We start from the raw sequence: 21627 nt of genomic DNA, 5'->3' as shown, positions 1-21627 counted from the left end.
AAAACATTACTTCATCAAAACAATTTATATAACGCACTTTAAGTTAGTTATATGTAAAATTAAGGACAAAGATGCCAAATAAAATAAAAAAAGCTGTAATACCTGTAGCTGGGTTAGGTACACGGATGCTGCCAGCAACAAAAGCCATTCCAAAAGAAATGCTGCCCATTGTTGATAAACCACTTATTCAATACATAGTAAATGAATGTATTGCGGCTGGTATTAAAGAAATTGTTTTAGTGACGCACTCTTCTAAAAATGCCATTGAAAACCATTTTGATAAATCATTTGAGCTTGAAACTACTTTAGAAAAACGGGTTAAACGTCAATTGCTTGATGAAATTCAAGCGATATGTCCTAAAGACGTGACCATTTTGCATGTGCGCCAAGGCGAAGCCAAAGGTTTAGGTCATGCGGTATTAAAAGCTCGCCCTATTATCGGTAACGAACCATTTGTTGTTGTGCTACCTGATGTTATTTTAGATGATGCTACGGCGGATTTAAAAACCGAAAATTTAGCGGCGATGTTAACGCGTTATAACGAAGTTGGTGGCTACAGCCAGATTATGGTTGAACCTGTGCCTATGGAACAAGTAAGTAGTTACGGTGTGGTTGATTGTGGTGGCGTTGAACTTGCCCCTGGTGAGTCGAAAACTATGACGGCTATTGTTGAAAAACCAGCGATGGCAGATGCGCCGTCAAACTTGGCTGTGGTTGGCCGTTATGTGTTGTCTGAAAAAATTTGGGATTTGTTAAAATTAACCCCACCTGGTGCGGGTGACGAAATTCAATTAACGGATGCTATTGCGATGTTGATGGAAAAAGAAACCGTTGAAGCCTTTCATATGACGGGTAAGTCTCATGATTGTGGTTCTAAGTTAGGTTATATGAAGGCTAATGTTGAATATGGTTTGCGTCATCCTGAATTGGCTGATGATTTTAGAAGTTATTTAACTGATTTGATGAATAGTTAAGTTGATTTAAGTTTTAAGCTATCAGCTATCAGTTTAAAGAAAAGAAAAAAGAATAGCAGTCAGCTTAAAGCTAATCAGGTTTACTGCATTCTTAACACTCAAAGGTTATATATGTCTTTAGATGTTCGATGGCAACAAAGGTTGAGTAATTTTAATTTAGCCCTTAATGGGTTATCTGAGGCTGTAAATTTAAATAAAGAACGCCCACTCAGTAAACTGGAAGAGCAAGGCTTAATTCAGGTCTTTGAATATAACTATGAGTTAGCCTGGAATGTTATTAAAGATTTTTATGAAGCGCAGGCGGAAGTTGGTATTCAAGGTAGTCGTGATGCTATTCGTATGGCCTTTAAACGCGGTCTAATTGATAATGGCAGTTTATGGATGGAAATGATTAAAAGTAGAGTGCTAACTTCACATACTTATAGTCGTGAAACTGCTGCTAAAATATCTGCACAAATTATTAATGAGTATTACGATGCTTTTGTCTTGCTGAATACCAAATTAAATGATCTTCAAACAAAAGATCAGAGTTTACTTTAATAATGTTTGGCTTAGAACCTGATGCTATTGATGCCATTAAAGCTATATTTAGAAAATACTCAACTATTGATACGGTAATACTTTATGGCTCGAGAGCAAGGGGAAATTTTAAAATAGGGTCTGATATTGATATAACGCTTTTAGGTGAAAAATTGACTTATAAAGACCTAATTAATATTAGTATTGAGTTAGATGATTTACTCTTACCTTATGAGTTTGACTTGTCGATTTATGAAGATATAGACAGTAATAGTTTACTTGAACATATTAAGCGAGTTGGTGTAGAGTTTTATCGTAAAGCGGGAAAAGAAAAGAGATATAGCTAAGAAAAATCTGTCAGCTATCAGTTTTAAGCTTTCAGAAAAACATAGCTGTAAGCTTTTAGTTTTGAGCTGTCAGCTGTCAACTGTCGTAGGCAACAAGAAAAAACGTATCGCTGTTAGTTTACTTGTTGGTTGGTTTTTTTGTTTATCTGGTTTTGTGGTTGACGGACTAAAGTCCGACCTACAAAAGATAAGTTGCAAAATTTTATGGTGTTATTTGTCTGCTCTATGTAGGTCCTATGTAGTTTGGACTTTAGTCCATCGGGTTTTATGGCTATTTAGCCAATGGTTGGCATTAGTGCTTATTTTTTGGGTTTTAGCCATCATGGTAATTACTTGCTTGCTGGGTGGTTGACGGACTAAAGTCCGACCTACAAAAGATAAGCTGCAAAATTTTATAATGTTATTTGTCGGCTCTATGTAGGTCCTATGTAGGTTGGACTTTAGTCCATCGGGTTTTATGGCTTTTTGGCCAATGGTTGGCATTAGTGCTTATCTTTTGGGTTTTAGCCTTCATGGTAATTACTTGCTGGGTGGTTGACGGACTAAAGTCCGACCTACAAAAGACAAGCTTCAAAATTTTATGGTGTTATTTGTCTGCTCTATGTAGATCCTATGTAGGTTGGACTTTAGTCCATCGGGTTTTATGGCTATTTAGCTAATGGCTGGCATTAGTGTTTATCTTTTGGGTTTTAGCCTTCATAGTTATTGCTTGCTGGGCGGTTGACGGACTAAAGTCCGACCTACAAAAGATAAACTTCAAAATTTTATGGTGTTATTTATCTGCTCTATGTAGGTCCTATGTAGGTTGGACTTTAGTCCATCGGGTTTTATGGCTCTTTGGCCAATGGTTGGCATTAGTGCTTATCTTTTGGGTTTTAGCCATCATGGTAATTGCTTGCTGGGTGGTTGACGGACTAAAGTCCGACCTACAAAAGATAAACTGAAAATTTTATGGTGTTATTTGTTGGCTCTATATAGGTCCTATGTAGGTTGGACTTTAGTCCATCGGGTTTTATGGTTTTTTGGCCAATGGCTGGCATTAGTGCTTATTTTTTGGGTTTTAGCTATCACAGTAATTGTTTGCTGGGCGGTTGACGGACTAAAGTCCGACCTACAAAAGGGAAGCTGAAAATTTTATGGTGTTATCTGTCAGCTCTATGTAGGTTGGACTTTAGTCCATCAGGGGCATTGGCATTTTTTTATTAACACTCATTTATTAAAAGTATAGGTATATGGACGTAACTAATTTATCGCAGTTTACTGAACTGGCATTAACGCGTAATATTTTTTCACTATTTTCCGACCCTGAGCGCAGTGAAAACTATACGACTTCGGCGGCGGGTTTATTTTTAGATTATGCTAAGCAAAACATCGTTGATAGTGAGTTTGTGCCACTATTTACTTTGGCTGAACAGGTTGATCTTGCGGGTAAAATATCAGCGCAGTTTTCAGGTGAAAAGATCAACACTACCGAACAGCGCGCTGTTTTGCATACGGTATTACGTGCGCCTGACTCGGTTAAGCTTGATGTGTTAGGGCCGCAAGCTGATGAGGTTATTAACACTGAAGCCAAAATGGCTGCCATTGTTGATGATGTGCATTCGGGTAAGGTGTGTTCAGTTACTGGTGAAAAGTTTACTGATATTCTCGCTATCGGCATTGGTGGCTCTTATTACGGTGTTAAGGTGGCCTTGTCGGCACTTGTGCCTTACCACCAGCCAGGTTTGAAAGCGCATGTGCTGGCTAATGTTGATGGTGATGCCGCGCAAGAAAAATTTGCTAAACTTAATGCCGCAACCACGCTCGTGGTGGTGATTTCTAAAACCTTTTCTACCCAAGAAACCTTGCTGAATGCCACTATCGTTAAAGCTTGGATGCTTAATGCTTTGGTTGAACCTCATTATTCACCTGCAGAGGTTATGGCGAAACATTGGTATGCGGTCAGCAGTAATATTGAGGCTGCAACAGCGTTTGGACTTAATGCGGATAATATTTTGCCGATGTGGGATTGGGTTGGTGGCCGGTTTTCTTTATGGTCAGCGGTGGGTTTGCCACTGGCATTGATTATTGGTAACAGCCATTTTAACGCATTAAAAGCCGGTGCTAATGCCATGGACGAGCATTTTAAAAATGCACCGTTTGAGCAGAATATGCCGGTAATGATGGCTTTGCTCGGTATTTGGAATCGAAATGCTTTAGGTTACCCTAGTTTAGCTATTTTACCTTATAACCATGCGCTAAGAGCTTTGCCGGGTTATTTGCAGCAAACCGATATGGAAAGCAATGGTAAGTCGGTTTCTATTACCGGTAAAACGCTTAATTATTTAACCGCTCCCGTGGTTTTTGGTCAGGAAGGTACAAATGGCCAACATGCCTTTATGCAGTTAATGCATCAAAGTGCCGATATTATTCCAACTGACTTTATTCTCTCTCTTGCCCCAACGAGTAAGCATTTGGCTAATCATGACGCTTTGGTGGCTAATTGTTTCGCTCAGAGTGAAGCCTTAATGCAAGGTAAAACTTTAGCGCAAGCGAAAGCAGAAATGCTGGATGCTGGCGCTACTGAGGATGAAGCGAATAGGCTAGCTGCCCATAAAACCATGAAAGGTAATACCCCAAGTAATACTATTTTAATGCAGCAGTTAGATCCCCACTCCCTTGGCGCTTTATTAGCGCTGTATGAGCATAAAATATTTGTTCAAGGTGTAATTTGGCAGGTAAATTCATACGACCAATGGGGCGTTGAATTAGGTAAGCAGCTTGGCAAAGAAGTACTTAACGTGATGGCGCAGCCGATGAGCGATATTGACAGCGAAAAGCTTTCTGCCTCGTCACTGGCATTAATTCGTCGTTATAAAAGTAACTTAACTAATGCTATTTGAAATACATAATCGATCATTGTAATCTGGTTTAAATCTACAATATCTGCATTGCCTACAGGGATGTAGGTACTTATGTTTAGTCCGGAACAATAAACCTGTGCCTACAGTGCTGTTCCTAGCCACCTCGGTAATTGCTCCTGCATTACTCTAATGACTTACAGTCATGTAAGATTATTGCTCCTCACTTATCATTAGGTAGTCACTTAGCTCAGTGACTTATATCAGTTACTTCACTGAATTGGCGTAGGTTATATTTTTAGAATAAGAAGCTTAATCTTCCTTTCTCTTTATATTTTTTTGGTATAAACAAGCTTTTAGTTATATGGATAATGATTTGCTGCTGTGGCATGATGATAATCAATAATATCATGCCAACATTAGTGGTCAGCAATGCAATTAACCCATTTACAAAAGTTAGAAGCCGAATCTATTCATATCATGCGCGAAGTTGCCGCAGAATTTGATAATCCTGTGATGCTTTACTCGGTTGGTAAAGACTCCGCCGTGCTACTTCATCTTGCGCGAAAAGCCTTTGCTCCTGGAAAAATACCTTTTCCGCTATTACATGTTGATACCAACTGGAAATTCAAAGAAATGATTGCCTTTCGCGATGAAATGGCGAGAGAACATGGCTTTGATTTACTCGTGCATAAAAATGCCGAAGGTATGGCGATGAATATTAGTCCGTTTGAGCATGGTAGTGCTAAGCATACCGATATCATGAAAACTCAAGGCTTAAAACAAGCCCTTGATAAATATGGTTTTGATGCGGCATTTGGTGGCGCTCGACGTGACGAAGAAAAATCACGCGCGAAAGAGCGTGTGTATTCATTTCGTGATAAAAATCATCGCTGGGATCCTAAAAGCCAACGCCCTGAGCTGTGGAACATTTACAACGGTAAAGTGAATAAAGGCGAAAGCATTCGTGTTTTTCCATTATCGAATTGGACCGAGCTTGATATTTGGCAATACATCTATTTAGAGGGCATTAAAATTGTGCCACTTTATTTAGCTGAGAAACGCCCAGTAGTAGAACGCGATGGCACTTTAATCATGGTTGACGACGACCGTATGCCTATTGGTAAAGACGAAGTGGTGCAAATGAAAAGTGTGCGCTTTAGAACTTTAGGTTGTTATCCGTTAACCGGCGCTGTTGAGTCAACCGCAACAACCTTACCTGAAATTATTCAAGAAATGCTATTAACCAAGACCTCCGAGCGCCAAGGTCGTGTGATTGACCACGACTCAGCAGGCTCAATGGAGAAGAAAAAGATGGAAGGTTATTTTTAAAACTTTGTCATCTTATTCCAGTTTATTTTACGGTGTTAGCATTTTAATTAAATCGACAATTTGTCGAGTAGAAATTTCCAAGGAAAAAACATGAGTCATACAGAAGACTTACTTGAAACCGATATTGAAGCTTATTTGAAGCAGCATGAAAACAAAGAAATGGTGCGATTTTTCACTTGTGGTAGCGTTGATGATGGTAAAAGCACATTAATTGGCCGGTTATTACACGATTCAAAAATGATCTTTGAAGATCAATTAGCGGCGATTAAAAACGATAGTAAAAAGTCAGGCACTACCGGTGAAGCTATTGACCTAGCCTTGCTCGTTGATGGCTTGCAGTCAGAGCGAGAGCAGGGCATTACTATTGATGTTGCTTATCGCTATTTTGCTACTGACAAACGTAAGTTTATTATTGCCGATACTCCAGGCCATGAACAATACACCCGCAATATGGCTACGGGCGCTTCAACCTGTGACCTGGCCATTATTTTGATTGATGCTCGCCACGGCGTGCAAGTGCAAACTCGTCGTCATTCTTATATTTGTTCTTTGTTAGGCATTAAGCATGTTTTAGTAGCGGTTAACAAAATGGACTTGGTTGATTATAGCCAAGACCGTTATCAAGAGATTAAAAAAGACTACCGCAAATTTGCCGATGACTTAGCTTTTGAAGATGTGCGTTTTGTGCCAATTTCAGCCCTTAATGGTGACAATGTTGTTGACGAAAGTACTAAGATGCCTTGGTATCCCGGTGCTACGTTAATGAAGTTATTAAATACTATTAAGGTAGATGATCAAAAACACTTTACCCAATTTCGTTTTCAAGTACAGTATGTTAACCGTCCTAATCTTGATTTTAGAGGCTTTGCTGGCACAGTGGGCTCAGGACATATTCGTGTTGGTGATGAAATTGTTGCCTTGCCATCAGGTAAGCAAAGTAAGATTAAATCGATTGTAACTTTTGAAGGTAACATTGATCGCGCCGATCACGGTATGGCGGTTACTTTGACCCTTGAAGATGAAATTGACATCAGTCGCGGCGAAATGATTGTTAAAAAGGGCAGTATTCCTACTTCAGCTAAAGAGCTAAGTGCGACTATTGTTTGGATGCATGAAGACGAATTAGAACCAGGGCGTGAATACTACATTAAGCACGGCAGTAAGCTCACCACAGGGCACGCAATAAAAATTGACCACCGCATTGATGTTAATACCTTAGAGAAATTTCCTGTTGACCAATTAGCGTTAAATGAAATTGGTGTTGCTCAACTTGAAGTGGCTGAAGCTTTACATTTTGATGCTTATGGTGATAATCCAGCGACGGGTGCTTTTATTATTATTGACCGATTAAGTAATGTTACTGTCGGTGCGGGTATGATTAACGGCGCACTTGAAGCGAAACAAGATCATCAGTACTCAGCGTTTGAACAAGAACTTAACACCTTAGTTCGCAAGCACTTCCCACATTGGGGTGCACGCGATTTATTGAAATAGGAATAGCAGATTAGCTGTCAGTTTTAAGCTGTCAGCTTTCAGTAAAAATTTAGTTATAAGTTAAAAAATAAGTTTAAGGCATAGTGATCACTGTAGGTTGGTATTTATTCTTTAACTGAAAGGTCGGGCTTCAGTCCAAACGATAAGAGCCTACGGGTGATAATGTAGCCTTGGGCAATTGTTGATGTAGGTCGGACTTTAGTCCGTCAACTGTATAGCGAGCCATTAACGTAATGGGCCAAAAACACCTGCAACGGCATTATTTTGTCGTTCGCATGTATGCGAAGACGGTTAAATTTCATTTAACTTGATGGACTAAAGTCCAACCTACAAGGGCCTACAAGGGCTTGCGGGCGATAATGTAGCTTTGGGCAATTGTTGATGTAGGTCGGACTTTAGTCCGTCAACTGTAAAGCGAGCCATTAACGTAATGGGCCACAAAACATCTGCAACGGGCATTAGTTTGTCATTCGCATGTATGCGAAGACGGTTAAATTTCATTTAACCTGATGGACTAAAGTCCAACCTACATATAGCCTACGGGTGATAATCTAGTGTTGGGCGTTTGGTTTTTTTTATGGTTTTTGTAGGTCGGACTTTAGTCCGTCAACTGTACAGCGGGCTATTAACGTAATGGGCCAAAAACACCTGCAACGGCATTATTTTGTCGTTCGCATGTATGCGAAGACGGTTAAATTTCATTTAACTTGTTGGACTAAAGTCCAACCTACAAGATCCTACGGGTGATAATGTAGCCTTGGGCAATTGTTGATGTAGGTCGGACTTTAGTCCGTCAACTGTATAGCGAGCCATTAAAGAGATGGGCCAAAAAACATCTGAAACGGTATTATTTTGTCGTTCGCATGTATGCGAAGACGGTTAAATTTCATTTAACCTGATGGACTAAAGTCCAACCTACAAGAGCCCACGGGTGACAGTATAGCGTTGGGCAATTGTTGATGTAGGTCGGACTTTAGTCCGTCAACCGTATAGCGAGCCATTAACGTAATAGGCAAAAAAAGCAGCAGCAGATACTGTCTTATAACTCAGCATTTGTACGGTCAATTTTTATAATTTCACGATATTTACTTTTCGAACAGTAGTTAGAACTTGGATTAGGTTTACATTATGTTGTATACGCAGTGGCTACTGGTCGCAATATTTGCATTAACGCTTATTGGGCTTGTTTTTTTTCCGAACAAACCCGAGCGTGTTTTTGGTAGTACAACGTTACTGTGTTTAGCGGCGTCATTTGTTAGCACTGATGATATTCTCAGTAATGCAGTAAATCCTGGTTTAGTGACGTTATTATTATTGGTGTTATGTTCTTTTGCTTACGAACGCACCAGTATTTTAAGGCGTATATCAGCGTTAATGCTCAATGGTAAAGCATCTACGGCAAGTTTTAGAACGCTTGTATTTACCGCTTTGAGTTCGGCATTAATCAGTAATACGGCGGTGGTCGCTACATTAATTTCGGTAGTGAAAAAAAATACTGTGGTCAATCCTGGTAAATTACTCTTACCCTTGTCATTCGCCGCTATTCTTGGTGGTACTTTAACCTTAATTGGTACTTCAACTAACTTAATTGTTAATTCGTTATGGCTAGAACAAGGTCAACAAAGTTTAGGTTTTTTTGACTTTACGCTAGTGGGTGGTGCTGCACTGGTTGCTTGTTTGTTGATTATATTATTGCGTCAACATACTTTAGCTGACATGCCAAACGAGCAGCTAGGCGATAAGGAATATCTGGTTGAAGCACAAGTAAAACCTAACTCCAAACTCATTGGAAAAAGCATTGAAGATAATGGCTTAAGAAATTTAGACACTTTATTTTTGGTCGAGTTAGTACGCTGCGGGCGGCTTATTTCCCCGGTAACGCCAGATGAAGTAATAGAACCGAATGACAGGCTAATTTTTAGTGGTGACATCAGCAAAGTTTTAGTCTTGCAGCAATTTGATGGCTTAACCTTATTTGCTGAGCAAAAGGGTTTGTTACGGGAAAACTTAACCGAAGTATTGATTAAACCTGATTCTGCTATTGTAGGTAAAACCTTAAAAACAGCCGGGTTTAGGGCAAGGTTTGATGCCGCCGTTGTCGCTATTCGCCGAGAGGGCACGTCGCTTTCTGGCAAACTCGGTGATATAAAAGTGCAAGCGGGTGACTTTTTAGTTTTAGCGGTGGGCTCCGATTTTTGCGCGCGCACTAATTTAACGAAAAACTTTTTCATTCTTTCCGGTCATAAACCCGACGATATGCTGTCAGGCTGGCGTGACTCTTTAGCTATTTTTGGCTTTATTATTGCTATTGCGCTGACCATGGTGACTACGATAAGTTTATTGTCGAGCCTGATGTTTTATCTAGCGTTATTGATTTTAACCGGTTGTTTAACGGTGAATGAAATTAAACGCCGATTCCCGATTGAAATCTGGCTTATTGTGCTGGGTGCATTAACTTTAGCGCAAGCGTTTGAACATAGCGGCGTCGCAGGCATTTTTGCCCATGAAATTGAGCAATTACTGGCAGGGGAAAGTGCCTTAATCGCTATGGTGGTGATATTTTTCATTACCTTAATATTGACCGAAGTTATTACCAATAGCGCCGCTGCGGCTTTAGTGTTTCCGGTCGCTTATAATATTGCCATTGGCTTAGGTGTTAGCCCTTTACCCTTAGTGATGGCGGTAGCCTTTGGCGCTAGTGGCAGTTTTATTAGCCCTTATGGTTATCAAACCAATATTATGGTGTTTAATGCCGGCAACTACAAAATCACTGACTTTATTAAATTTGGTTGGCCGATAACACTGACTTATAGCTTTGTGGTGTTAATGTTGATACCGGTGGTTTTTCCGTTTTAGAGCAAAATAAAAGAGAAGCTTTTAGTTTAAAGCTGTCAGCTGTCAGTAAGAGATAGAGATGAAAGAGAAGCTTTTAGTTTAAAGCTTTCAGCTGTCAGTAAAAAAACAAAGATCAGAGATTAGTTGGGAGTTTGGTTGTGTTTTTACTGACAGCTTTGAACTGATAGCTTAAAGCTTTGTTAGCTTACAGCTATGTAAATAATTTAAGTGGAATAATATGAAAACTGAAAATACCGTTTGGCACACTCAACAAGTAAGCAAATCACAACGCGCTGATAGCAAAAAGCAAAAAGCTTGTTTGTTATGGTACACAGGCCTTAGTGGCTCAGGTAAATCAACCATTGCCAATGCGGTTGATGCTTTACTTTTTCAACGCCATTGTCATAGTTATTTACTTGATGGTGACAATGTTCGCCATGGCTTAAATGGTGACTTGGGCTTTAGTGATGAAGAGAGAGTTGAAAACATTCGCCGTATTAGCGAAGTGGCAAAACTGTTTGTAGATGCTGGTTTAATTGTCTCAACCGCATTTATATCTCCTTTTGCCGCTGATCGTACAATGGCAGCCAACAAGCTTGAGAACGGCGAATTTATTGAAGTATTTATCGATACTCCGATTGCTGTTTGCGAACAACGTGATCCAAAAGGCTTATATAAAAAAGTGCGAGCAGGTGAGATTAAAGACTTTACCGGCATAGACTCTACTTACGAAGCGCCTGAAAATCCAACCATTCATATCGACACGGCTAATAAAAGCATTGAACAATGCGCTCAACAAGTGGTTGATTATCTGATCACGCAAGGCTTGATTACTGATTGAGCCTACGGGTGACAATGTAGATTTCGATGATTGTTTTGTAGGTCGGACTTTAGTCCGTCAACCATTAGCCGGCGATTAACGTGATTGGCCATAAAATACCTGTAGCGGGTATTATTTTCTCAATTGGTATTGATGCAAAGACGGTTAAATTTTATTTAACTGATGGACTAAAGTCCAACAAGAGCCTACGAGTGATAACGTAGCCTTGGGCAATTGTTTATGTAGGTCGGACTTTAGTCCGACAACTGTATAGCGAGCCATTAACGTAATGGGCCAAAAAACATCTGAAAATGGTATTATTTTGTCGTTCGCATTGATGCCAAAGACGGTTAAATTTCATTTAACTTGTTGGACTAAAGTCCAACCTACAAAGGCCCACATAAAGCTTATGGGTGATAACGTAGCCTTGGGCAATTGTTTATGTAGGTCGGACTTTAGTCCGTCAATCATTAGCAGGCGATTCCCGCGATGGGCTAGCAAACACTTGCAGCGGGTATTATTCTCTCAATCGACATTAATGCCGAAGACGGTTAAATTTCATTTAACTTGATGGACTAAAGTCCATCCTACAAGAGCCTACGGGTGATAACGTAACCTTGGACAATTGTTTATGTAGGTCGGACTTTAGTCCGACAACTATTAGCAGGCGATTAACCCGATGGACTAAAATCCAAGCTAGATTACACTTACAAGTAACTTATGCTAACTTTATCGGTAAACAATTTATATAGGAGATTTTTGCATGCATTATGATGTTTTTAATGGCGATGCTGATGGCATTATTGCCTTGTTACAACTGCGTTTGGCTCAACCGAAAGCCTCAACACTGATCACTGGCGTTAAACGCGACATTCAATTATTACAGCAAGTACCTGTCGACCAGGCAACTTCTGTTACCGTGCTTGATATTTCTATGGAAAAAAACATTGTCGCTTTAGCGGCCTTGCTGGCCAATAATGTTGAGGTGTTTTATGTTGATCATCATCGCACGGGTGAAATACCGACCTCTGCGCATTTAGATAAAATTATAGATATTGACGCCAATACTTGCACCAGTTTATTGGTGAATCAATATTTAACTGGCAAATATGCTTTATGGGCTATTGTTGGGGCTTTTGGCGATAATATGTTAATAGCGGCCGAGCAGTTAGCGCAGCAAGCTGGCTTGTCAGATAATGAACAAGTACAGCTGAAAAATTTAGGGATTTATATTAACTATAACGGCTACGGTCGCACGGTTGATGATTTACATATTGCCCCTGATGTTTTATTTACCACTTTATTGGGCTATCCAGACCCCTTTACCTTGATTAATGAAGCCAACTCTATTTTTGCTATTCTTGAGCAAGCCTATTTAAGTGATATGGCACAAGCTAAACAGGCGAGCGTATTGCATGATGATGCGGCTTTGCAGCTTATTGAGCTTGACGATGCCGCTTGGTCGCGCAGAGTCAGTGGGGTTTATGGTAATGAATTAGCCAATCAGGAGCCTGATAAAGCGCATGCGGTGATCACCTTAAATATTGATGCGAGTTACACGGTAAGCCTGCGTGCCCCTATTAATAACAAAGTGGGCGCTGGTGAACTTTGTGCGCAATTTGACACCGGCGGCGGTAGAGCGGCCGCGGCGGGCATCAATCAACTACCGAAAGAAAAACTTGGTAAATTCATTGCGTTGGTGTCAAAATATTATCAATAGTTGACCTTCGGGTATTCAATTATAAATAGCATTAACCTTATAAGGATTTAAAGATGAGTTTGTTGATCACAGGCGGAACGGGCTTTATTGGTAGCCATACCGTTATTGAATTACTGGCGCTAGATAAAGACATTGTTATTGTTGATAATTTATCCAACTCTTCAACATTAGTGCTGGACCGTATTAAACAAATAACAGACAAGTCGGTAACCTTTATTCAAGCTGATATTTGTGATCGCCAAGCACTAAAGCAAGTATTTGAGCAACATAACATTGAAGCTGTAGTGCACTTTGCCGGTTTAAAAGCTGTGGGTGAGTCGAGTGTTATGCCATTAAGTTATTATCATAATAATGTCTCTGGTTCGGTAACACTGTTGCAAGTTATGGCAGAGCATAATGTTAAAAACTTAGTATTTAGTTCATCAGCAACTGTGTATGGTGAAAATAATCCCTCGCCACTTGATGAAACTATGCCAACGTCTGCGACCAATCCTTATGGTCAAACCAAACTGATGATCGAAAATATTCTCTTTGATCTAGCACGCAGTGATGAGCAATGGTCAATCGCCTGTTTACGTTATTTTAACCCGATTGGCGCACACGAATCGGGTCTTATTGGTGAAAATCCTAATGGTATTCCGAATAATTTATTGCCTTATGTGTCACAAGTGGCTGTTGGCCGATTAGCACAATTACAAGTGTTTGGTGACGATTATCAGACCCCTGATGGCACAGGTGTTAGAGATTATATTCATGTAGTGGACTTGGCCCAAGGGCATGTTAAAGCGTTAGAGGCATTAAGTGACATTAAAGGCTGTGTACCGATTAATTTAGGCACAGGTAATGGTACCTCGGTGTTAGAGATTGTGAACACTTTTCAAGAGATTTCAGGACAAGATATCCCTTATAACATTGCGCCACGCCGAGCCGGTGATATTGGCACCGTTTACGCTGATGCAAGTGTTGCGAAGACCTTACTAGACTGGCATGCAAAACTTGATTTAGCTACTATGATTATAGATACTTGGCGCTGGCAGTCTAAAAACCCCAATGGTTTTGAATAGTTAAGCTACTAATTTTAATTCGAAGTAAAGCTATTAGCTAGAAGTGAAGCTGTTAGCTACCAGCTTTTAGCTTTCAGTAAAACCAAGCAGATATTAGCACGCTTGACAGATGAATAATTGACAGCTGTATTTAAGCTTGATGGACTAAAGTCAAGCTAGATAAAGTCTATAGGTGATAGTTCAACCTTAGGTAATGTTTTTTAAGCACAATAATTACTGTACTAAATTTATTATAAACAAGGACGATTTATGCATAAAGGAATAATTTTAGCCGGCGGCAGTGGCACACGACTTTACCCACTCACGAAAGTTGTTAGTAAACAGTTGATGCCTGTTTACGATAAACCTATGGTTTATTATCCACTTGCGACACTAATGCAAGCAGGTATCCAAGAAATACTCATCATATCAACACCAGAAGAAACGCACCGTTTTGAAGAACTATTAGGTGATGGTTCAAATTTTGGTATTACCCTCTCTTATAAGATTCAACCTAGCCCAGATGGTTTAGCCCAAGCCTTTATATTAGCTGAAGATTTTCTTAATGGCTCTGCGGCAGCTTTAGTGCTTGGTGACAATATGTTTTATGGCCACGATTTGGTCAAGTCACTTAAAAATGCTAATGCACAATTAACTGGTGGTACTGTATTTGGCTACCATGTGTCGAATCCAAGATCATATGGTGTGGTGGAGTTTGACGCGAACGGCACGGCAATATCTGTTGAAGAAAAACCTCAAGTGGCTAAGTCAAATTATGCGGTACCTGGTTTGTACTTTTTTGATGCTCGCGTAGTGCAATTAGCTAAAAATGTTAAGCCTTCAGCGCGCGGTGAATTAGAGATTACTGATGTGATTGAGCAGTATTTGCAAGCGGGTGAATTGAAGGTCAAAATTATGGGCCGTGGCACGGCTTGGCTTGATACCGGTACGCATGACGACTTACTCGCTGCAGCACAGTTTATTGCCACTATTGATAAGCGCCAGGGTTTAAAGGTTAACTGCCCTGAAGAGGTTGCCTTTCGTAATGGTTGGTTAACTGAAACAAAGCTGCGTGAAATTGCCCAGCCTTTACTGAAAAGTGGCTATGGCGAATATTTGATCAAGCTGATTGAAGAGCGGGTGTTTTAAAGGGCTTGCTTTACAGGGAGGAAATAAGGAGAAGGGAATGAGGTTTTTAACAAAAGAGCTTTTGGTTTTTCTTTTATATCCTTGAGGAGCGACTTTAGTCGCTTTTTGGATTCATGATTAGGTTTTGCCACGGCGAATGAATTCGCCCCTACATAAGTTGATTTTGAAGTTTTGATGGGATTTTATGAATTATATTGATACTAAAATAGCCGACGTTAAAATTATTGAACCGAAAGTATTTGGTGATGAACGTGGTTTTTTTATGGAAACCTTCCGTGTTGATACGTTTAATGAGCATTGCTCTGAACATACTTTCGTACAAGACAACCACAGTAAATCGAGCCATGGTATTTTGCGCGGATTGCATTACCAACTGAAAAATACTCAAGGTAAGTTAGTACGTGTTACCTCAGGTGAGGTTTATGATGTTGCGGTTGATATGCGTACATCATCGGCTACTTTCGGTCAGCATGTCGCCGTGGTGCTTTCTGGTGAAAATAAGCGACAACTATGGGTGCCTGAAGGTTTTGCCCATGGTTTCTATGTTATGAGTGAGTCAGCAGAGTTTGTTTATAAATGCACAGATTATTATGCGCCAGAGCATGAAGTGTCACTATTGTGGAATGATCCAGCGTTAAATATTCAGTGGCCGCTGGTTAATGGTCAAGCGCCTGTTTTAGCCGCAAAAGATGAAGTGGGGTTGTTGTTTAAAGATGCCCCCGCGTTTACTGCTTCGCTTACTTCCTTATATACGTAAAGTCAGATAAAACCATGAAAATAATTGTTATAGGCAAGTCGGGTCAATTAGCTTGGGAGTTAAGTCAGTTTTCATCTCCCGAGCATGAAATACTCTGTTTAGGGCGTAATGATATTGACCTGCAAAATATTGCAGCAATCACTCATAGTTTACAGCAGCATAAAGCTGCGGGTGTTATAAATGCTGCTGCCTATACCGGCGTAGATAAGGCTGAAAGTGATGTTAACAATGCCTACGCCCTTAATGCTAAAGCGGTAGGTAATCTCGCGCAGGCGTGTAAAAATTTATCCTTGGCTTTTGTGCATATATCGACAGACTTTGTTTTTCATGGTGATAAAGGCGCGCCTTATTTACCTAAGGATGAAATACGGCCTTTAGGGATTTATGGCGCGAGTAAAGCCCAAGGTGAGCAGTTAATTACCAAGGTTTACCCAGAGCGAAGCACTATTATTCGCACTTCTTGGGTATATTCAACGCACGGTAATAATTTTGTAAAAACTATGCTGAACTTAATGAATACCAAGCCTGAGCTTGGCATTATTAGTGACCAGATAGGGTCGCCTACTTACGCGAAGGGCTTGGCTGCAGCTTGTATTGCAAGCTTAACGCACAATATCACAGGTATTCATCACTATACCGATACAGGTGTTGCTAGCTGGTTTGATTTTGCAGTCGCTATTCAAAATATGGGCTATGAACTGGGTTTATTAACTAAAAAAATACCCATCAAACCGATAACTACTGCCCAATACCCAACGCCGGCCAAACGGCCACATTATAGTGTGTTAGATAAGAGCAGTTTAATGCTTGCCTTGCCTGATCTTTCGTTTGTTCACTGGCAAACACAGTTGGCCACTATGATGCATGCGTTAAAAGCAGAGCAGTCTTAATTTATTTATTGTTTATTTATTATGTATTGCTCAGTGTTGATCGCTTATATATCAAATTTTTTAGAGAGTTGTTATGAAAAAATTATTAGTTACAGGTGGTGCAGGTTTTATAGGGGCTAACTTCGTACACTACTGGATGGCAAAGTATCCAGCCGATAAAGTTGTTGTACTTGATGCACTAACGTATGCAGGCAATATGGCTAATTTAGATAGTGTAAAAGATGAAGGAAACTTCACTTTTGTGCATGGTAATATTTGCGACCAAGCGTTAGTTGAAGCATTACTGATTGAACAGGGTATTGATACCTTGGTGCATTTTGCGGCAGAATCTCACGTTGACCGCTCAATTACTGGCCCTGATGCTTTTATTGAAACCAATATTATGGGTACCTATAGCTTACTTAAAGCGGCGAAAAAAGTTTGGTTAGACGGTGAAAGTGTACTTGCCGAGCATCGTTTTCATCATGTATCTACAGACGAAGTGTACGGCACGCTTTTAGCGACCGACCCTGCTTTTACAGAAGATACTGCTTACGCCCCCAATTCGCCTTATTCTGCCAGTAAAGCGGCAAGTGATCATTTGGTACGTGCTTATCACCATACTTATGGTTTAAATGTTACCACGAGTAACTGTTCAAACAATTATGGGCCGTTTCATTTTCCTGAAAAGCTTATTCCTTTAGTGGTTACTAATATTTTGCATAATAAAGTTTTGCCAATATATGGTGATGGCCAACAAATTCGTGACTGGCTATACGTTGAAGACCACGCTTACGGCATTGATTTAGTCTTACAAAGTGGCCGAGTAGGTGAAAACTATAATATTGGTGGCGAAAATGAATGGGCTAACATTGATATTGTTAAAACCATTTCAAAACTGGTTGAACAAGAATTTATTAAAAATAAAGCTTTAGCAACACGTTTTCCGAATGCAAAAGCAGCGATTGAGCAAAATACTGAATCACTTATTACTTATGTCAAAGACCGGCCTGGCCATGACCGTCGTTATGCTATTGACGCGACTAAAACCAATAATGAGCTAGGCTATCAACCGAAAGAGTCATTTGAAACCGGTATCGCTAAAACGGTTGCTTGGTATGTAAATAATGAATCCTGGTGGCAGAGTGTGATGGATGGCTCATACCAAAATTGGATAGCAGAGCAATACTCGTCAACTTAAGTCTATAAGTTTTGACGAGGCTATTTTATCTAAATACTATCTTAAATTTAACGCTGAAGAAGACGTGGATATTTATATGTCTTTAAAAATCTGATATTTTTGAATAGCCTTTTTGAATAACCAAACACTGTTTATTCTTGATTAGTATTTATGCCACAGAGAGTTAAATTGCATGTAACTCGATGGACTAAAGTCCAACCTACATAAAAAATACAGGTGATAATGCAACCTTGGGAGGTTGTTTTGTCGGTCGGATTTCAGTCCGTCAGCCGTTAAGCAGTTGATTAACGTGATCGGCCAACAAGCATTTACAGCTGAGTCTTGTTTTTTCAGTCGTCATTTGTGCCAAAGATAGTTAACTGAAAGCTGATAGCTATTTTTACTGACAACTTTCTATGCCATGCCTTTAAATTTTTGTTAAGCGATGACTAATAATTGGCAAGTTTTTGTTCGTCTGCCCAAGCGATTGCTTGATTATAGCTTTTAAGGACAGTGGCTTTGTTTAAGCCAAGCTTGGCCATGACTATGTTGGTTTTTGACCACTCTGCTCGTTCAATAAACTCTAACAGCATAATTAAGGCCGCCATATCACCTTTACGGGTTAATAACGTATCTTTGATTTCTTGAGCTAGTGGCAATTTGGTGAGAATGTTGGCTAAGTCTTCGTCAACAATGGCATCAATTAACGACAATAAACCGGTTAAAAAGGCAATTGAGCTATCTAGTGGTGATTTAATTTCACTGGCCATTAAATCACAAAACTTTGCTCGGATCATCGCCTCGTTAATAAGTTCAGATGGCTTATCGGGATTAATATTTGCTGCAAACATTAAACCAAGAAAACGTATTAATTCAGCTGAGCCTAATATAACCAGTGCTTGTTTAATAGTGGAAATGTCAGTGCGGCGTTTAAAGATCGCTGAGTTAGCATAACGCAGTAGCTTGTAGGACAAAGTAACATCGCGTTCAAAAACTGATGTAATACTGGCAAGGTCTAACTCTTTTTTTGAGGTTTCATAGAGGAGTTCTGCCATTGCTATTTGTGATGGCGATAGACTTTTGGTTTTTATCATCTCAGGCTTAGCGAAAAAGAAGCCTTGAAATAATTCAAAATCTAACGCTAATGCTTGGTTATATTCTTCGTAGGTTTCAACTTTTTCTGCCAGCAATTTAATGTGCGGAAAATCTTTAATGGCAGCTTTTACAATTTCTATGGTGTCTAATGTGGTGATTTGCCAGTCAATTTTAATGATGTGTATAAAAGGATAAAAGTGCTGCCATACAGATTGATGAATATAATCATCTAACGCGATAGTATAGCCTTTTTTATGTAAATCTTTGCATATCGATAATAACTTTTTACCTGGCTTTACGGTCTCTAAAATTTCAACAACCACTTCTTCTGGTGTTAATGTTTCTGGATAACCTTTAATGAGGGTTTCTAAAGTAAAATTAATAAAGGCAGGTTTATTGCCAGTAAATTCACTAATGCCAAGATTAAAGTTACTGGCTTCAATAATTTTTGTTGTCGCTTCGTCACCATCAATATCGGGGAAAACATTGATGATGCTATCGCGAAACAACAATTCGTAGGCAAATAGATTTTTATCTATATCTAATATTGGCTGCCTAGCTGCGTAAAAGTACATTCAAATTCCTAATTAATCCTATGTTATAAAAAATAATTTTAGTTTTTTTATTTAGTATTATTGTTTAGTTAACTTAATTTTCACATTAGCTGATTCATTTATAACACAAATAATTGTTAATACTTACGAAAAACATGGAATCAATTATTAACTAAGCCTATTATTGTTGTTCACGTTCAATTGAGTAGCAATGTGCTATATATTTGAACAGTTTTAATACCAAACAAATCAATGACCGTTAAGTGATAAAATAAATTGGTTCGATTGGTATAATGTTTTTCGGAGGTTAAATGGCTGTAGGAACGATGATTTCATTGGCACTATACTTTGTTGTTATGTTGGGAATAGGTATTTATGCCTATAGAAAATCAACTAGCGATGTATCTGGTTTTATGCTTGGGGGACGTAGTTTAGGACCTGGGGTAACAGCGCTTTCTGCCGGGGCCTCTGACATGAGCGGTTGGATGCTAATGGGTGTACCCGGGTTAATGTTCACAGTAGGCTTGAGCAGTGCTTGGATTTCTTTTGGTTTAGTCCTAGGTGCTTATTTAAATTACCTTATCGTAGCACCAAGATTAAGAACTTATACCGAGATGGCAAATGATTCGATTACTTTGCCCGATTTTTTCGAAAATCGCTTTGCTGATAGCTCACACGCACTTCGCATCACCTCTTCGATTGTTATTATTTTATTTTTTACCTTATATACTTCTTCAGGCATTGTTGCCGGTGGTAAATTATTTGAAAGTTCGTTTGGTCTAACCTATGAAGTAGGTTTATATATTACCGCGGGTGTTGTTGTACTTTATACACTTTTTGGTGGTTTTTTAGCTGTGAGTCTGACTGATTTTGTACAAGGCTGTATTATGTTTGTTGCCTTAGTGCTTGTGCCCATTGTCGCGATCTCTGATGTTGGAGGTACTGACGCTATGATGCAAGCTATTGAAAAGGTCGACCCTGCCTTCATAGACTTATTTAGTGGTGTCACTGTTATCACCATAATTTCTGCCATGGCATGGGGATTAGGTTATTTTGGTCAGCCTCACATTATTGTACGCTTTATGGCTATTCGTTCGGTAGAAGATGTACCGGCAGCGAGAAGAATTGGTATGAGTTGGATGATCGTTTCATTGTGTGGTGCTATGGCTACGGGTCTTGCCGGTGTGGCTTACGCGGCTAAAGTAGGCTTGGTAGTTGATGATGCGGAAACAATATTTATCTTATTAGGGCAGGTACTGTTTCACCCTCTTATCGCTGGCTTTATTCTAGCGGCGATTCTAGCGGCGATTATGAGCACCATTTCTTCGCAATTATTGGTGACATCAAGTTCATTAACGGGCGATATTTATCAAGCCTTTTTGAATAAGAACGCTAGTGAAAAGCAATTAGTCTTGGTTGGCCGAATATCAGTTGCCTTGGTAGCTATTGTCGCTATTTTTCTTGCTTACGATAGAGAAAGCTCAATATTAACTTTAGTCAGTAATGCCTGGGCCGGTTTCGGTGCTGCATTTGGACCCTTGGTTATTATGAGTTTGTATTGGAAGAAAATGAATCGACATGGTGCATTAGCCGGTATGTTAACCGGAGCTATTACCGTTTTAGTGTGGATATATGCACCTATAACGCTAAATGGTCAGCATCTTAGTGACGTGATGTATGAAATTGTACCTGGCTTTATTATGGCAAGTATCGCTATTGTATTGGTTAGTCGCTTAACAACCAAAGAGCAACCAGAAATCGAAAAATTATTTGATGAGGTTGTTGCTAAGCATAGTTAAATATAGTGAAACATAGCTAAAAACTAAAATAAACTGATATAGATAGTTTTAAGTTATTAGCTGTCAGTAAAAACTTTAAGTAGTTTTAAGTAAGTTATAGAAGCCGTTAATTCATGTTAACGGCTTTTTTTTGTTATTTTTTTTCTGAGTAATAGTTTTTTAAGCTGACGGCTTTAATCTCTATCTATTGTTAAATCGTGGAATTTAAACCCAAGCCATTAAGTTAGCTCTCACTTAGCGCTTGCCAGAGCTTTTAGAATAAATAGCATTTTGTATAGTGACTAACTATACAACAAAACT

Annotated in this window: 16 protein-coding genes; 15 read left to right on the top strand and 1 reads right to left on the bottom strand. The window is 39.4% G+C overall.

Translation table 11 applies throughout. The annotated features are described in order from the left end of the window. Nucleotides 1-71 precede the first annotated feature (71 nt). The 14 genes from galU (at nt 72) to rfbB (ending at nt 17900) form a co-directional block, all read left to right on the top strand. The gene (gene galU, locus H4J61_RS07150; RefSeq protein WP_182184510.1) at nt 72-974 is read left to right on the top strand and encodes a UTP--glucose-1-phosphate uridylyltransferase GalU; all 903 of its coding nucleotides are present in this window, start codon (nt 72-74) and stop codon (nt 972-974) included. 111 nt (nt 975-1085) lie between these two features. After that, nucleotides 1086-1514 carry a nucleotidyltransferase substrate binding protein gene (locus H4J61_RS07145; protein ID WP_182184509.1) on the top strand — a complete coding sequence of 143 codons (429 nt, stop codon included), beginning with the start codon at nt 1086-1088 and terminating at the stop codon, nt 1512-1514. Nucleotides 1515-1516: 2 nt separating this feature from the next. Beyond that, a complete protein-coding gene (locus tag H4J61_RS07140; RefSeq protein ID WP_182184508.1) occupies nt 1517-1840 on the top strand; it encodes a nucleotidyltransferase domain-containing protein in 324 nt (107 codons plus the stop codon). Nucleotides 1841-3072: 1232 nt separating this feature from the next. After that, entirely contained in the window at nt 3073-4722 is a 1650-nt protein-coding gene (gene pgi, locus H4J61_RS07135; protein ID WP_182184507.1) for a glucose-6-phosphate isomerase, read from the top strand. 390 nt (nt 4723-5112) lie between these two features. Further along, the gene (gene cysD, locus H4J61_RS07130) at nt 5113-6012 is read left to right on the top strand and encodes a sulfate adenylyltransferase subunit CysD (RefSeq protein ID WP_182184506.1); all 900 of its coding nucleotides are present in this window, start codon (nt 5113-5115) and stop codon (nt 6010-6012) included. 90 nt (nt 6013-6102) lie between these two features. Next, nucleotides 6103-7506, top strand: coding sequence for a sulfate adenylyltransferase subunit CysN (gene cysN / locus H4J61_RS07125; protein WP_182184505.1), 1404 nt, complete (start codon nt 6103-6105; stop codon nt 7504-7506). A gap of 1128 nt (nt 7507-8634) precedes the next feature. Beyond that, nucleotides 8635-10362: an SLC13 family permease gene (locus H4J61_RS07120; RefSeq protein ID WP_182184504.1), complete on the top strand. Its 1728-nt coding sequence runs from the start codon at nt 8635-8637 to the stop codon at nt 10360-10362. 217 nt (nt 10363-10579) lie between these two features. Continuing rightward, nucleotides 10580-11182 (top strand): adenylyl-sulfate kinase, encoded by a 603-nt coding sequence (gene cysC / locus H4J61_RS07115; RefSeq protein WP_182184503.1) that lies wholly within the window; start codon nt 10580-10582, stop codon nt 11180-11182. A gap of 742 nt (nt 11183-11924) precedes the next feature. Continuing rightward, nucleotides 11925-12881: a DHHA1 domain-containing protein gene (locus tag H4J61_RS07110; protein WP_182184502.1), complete on the top strand. Its 957-nt coding sequence runs from the start codon at nt 11925-11927 to the stop codon at nt 12879-12881. A gap of 53 nt (nt 12882-12934) precedes the next feature. After that, the gene (gene galE / locus H4J61_RS07105) at nt 12935-13945 is read left to right on the top strand and encodes a UDP-glucose 4-epimerase GalE (RefSeq protein ID WP_182184501.1); all 1011 of its coding nucleotides are present in this window, start codon (nt 12935-12937) and stop codon (nt 13943-13945) included. Nucleotides 13946-14194: 249 nt separating this feature from the next. Further along, on the top strand, nt 14195-15073 hold the full coding sequence (rfbA, locus tag H4J61_RS07100; RefSeq protein ID WP_182184500.1) for a glucose-1-phosphate thymidylyltransferase RfbA: 879 nt from the start codon (nt 14195-14197) through the stop codon (nt 15071-15073). A 184-nt stretch (nt 15074-15257) separates the two neighbouring features. Beyond that, entirely contained in the window at nt 15258-15830 is a 573-nt protein-coding gene (gene rfbC / locus H4J61_RS07095; protein ID WP_182184499.1) for a dTDP-4-dehydrorhamnose 3,5-epimerase, read from the top strand. 14 nt (nt 15831-15844) lie between these two features. Continuing rightward, nucleotides 15845-16720 (top strand): dTDP-4-dehydrorhamnose reductase, encoded by an 876-nt coding sequence (rfbD, locus tag H4J61_RS07090; protein ID WP_182184498.1) that lies wholly within the window; start codon nt 15845-15847, stop codon nt 16718-16720. Nucleotides 16721-16793: 73 nt separating this feature from the next. Further along, nucleotides 16794-17900 (top strand): dTDP-glucose 4,6-dehydratase, encoded by a 1107-nt coding sequence (gene rfbB, locus H4J61_RS07085; protein ID WP_182184497.1) that lies wholly within the window; start codon nt 16794-16796, stop codon nt 17898-17900. A 428-nt stretch (nt 17901-18328) separates the two neighbouring features. Here rfbB and H4J61_RS07080 read toward each other — a convergent pair whose 3' ends face one another. Beyond that, a complete protein-coding gene (locus H4J61_RS07080; RefSeq protein WP_182138279.1) occupies nt 18329-19549 on the bottom strand; it encodes an EAL and HDOD domain-containing protein in 1221 nt (406 codons plus the stop codon). A gap of 290 nt (nt 19550-19839) precedes the next feature. On the opposite strand from H4J61_RS07080, the gene putP reads away from it, so the two are divergent. After that, nucleotides 19840-21327, top strand: coding sequence for a sodium/proline symporter PutP (gene putP, locus H4J61_RS07075; RefSeq protein WP_182138280.1), 1488 nt, complete (start codon nt 19840-19842; stop codon nt 21325-21327). Nucleotides 21328-21627 lie beyond the last annotated feature (300 nt).

Origin of the sequence: Colwellia sp. MB3u-4 (assembly GCF_014077065.1) — a bacterium.
Classification (GTDB): Bacteria; Pseudomonadota; Gammaproteobacteria; order Enterobacterales; family Alteromonadaceae; genus Cognaticolwellia.
Note: the sequence above shows the minus strand (reverse complement) of the source record. Positions and strands in the feature narration are given on the sequence as shown.

Bases quoted from the DNA above. Each gene is read 5' to 3' on its own strand.
- galE (WP_182184501.1), top strand. From the start codon at position 12,935: ATGAGTTTGTTGATCACAGGCGGAACGGGCTTTATTGGTAGCCATACC.
- H4J61_RS07120 (WP_182184504.1), top strand. From the start codon at position 8,635: ATGTTGTATACGCAGTGGCTACTGGTCGCAATATTTGCATTAACGCTT.
- pgi (WP_182184507.1), top strand. From the start codon at position 3,073: ATGGACGTAACTAATTTATCGCAGTTTACTGAACTGGCATTAACGCGT.
- H4J61_RS07140 (WP_182184508.1), top strand. From the start codon at position 1,517: ATGTTTGGCTTAGAACCTGATGCTATTGATGCCATTAAAGCTATATTT.
- rfbA (WP_182184500.1), top strand. From the start codon at position 14,195: ATGCATAAAGGAATAATTTTAGCCGGCGGCAGTGGCACACGACTTTAC.
- H4J61_RS07145 (WP_182184509.1), top strand. From the start codon at position 1,086: ATGTCTTTAGATGTTCGATGGCAACAAAGGTTGAGTAATTTTAATTTA.
- rfbB (WP_182184497.1), top strand. From the start codon at position 16,794: ATGAAAAAATTATTAGTTACAGGTGGTGCAGGTTTTATAGGGGCTAAC.
- cysN (WP_182184505.1), top strand. From the start codon at position 6,103: ATGAGTCATACAGAAGACTTACTTGAAACCGATATTGAAGCTTATTTG.
- H4J61_RS07110 (WP_182184502.1), top strand. From the start codon at position 11,925: ATGCATTATGATGTTTTTAATGGCGATGCTGATGGCATTATTGCCTTG.
- rfbD (WP_182184498.1), top strand. From the start codon at position 15,845: ATGAAAATAATTGTTATAGGCAAGTCGGGTCAATTAGCTTGGGAGTTA.
- rfbC (WP_182184499.1), top strand. From the start codon at position 15,258: ATGAATTATATTGATACTAAAATAGCCGACGTTAAAATTATTGAACCG.
- putP (WP_182138280.1), top strand. From the start codon at position 19,840: ATGGCTGTAGGAACGATGATTTCATTGGCACTATACTTTGTTGTTATG.
- cysC (WP_182184503.1), top strand. From the start codon at position 10,580: ATGAAAACTGAAAATACCGTTTGGCACACTCAACAAGTAAGCAAATCA.
- cysD (WP_182184506.1), top strand. From the start codon at position 5,113: ATGCAATTAACCCATTTACAAAAGTTAGAAGCCGAATCTATTCATATC.
- galU (WP_182184510.1), top strand. From the start codon at position 72: ATGCCAAATAAAATAAAAAAAGCTGTAATACCTGTAGCTGGGTTAGGT.
- H4J61_RS07080 (WP_182138279.1), bottom strand. From the start codon at position 19,549: ATGTACTTTTACGCAGCTAGGCAGCCAATATTAGATATAGATAAAAAT.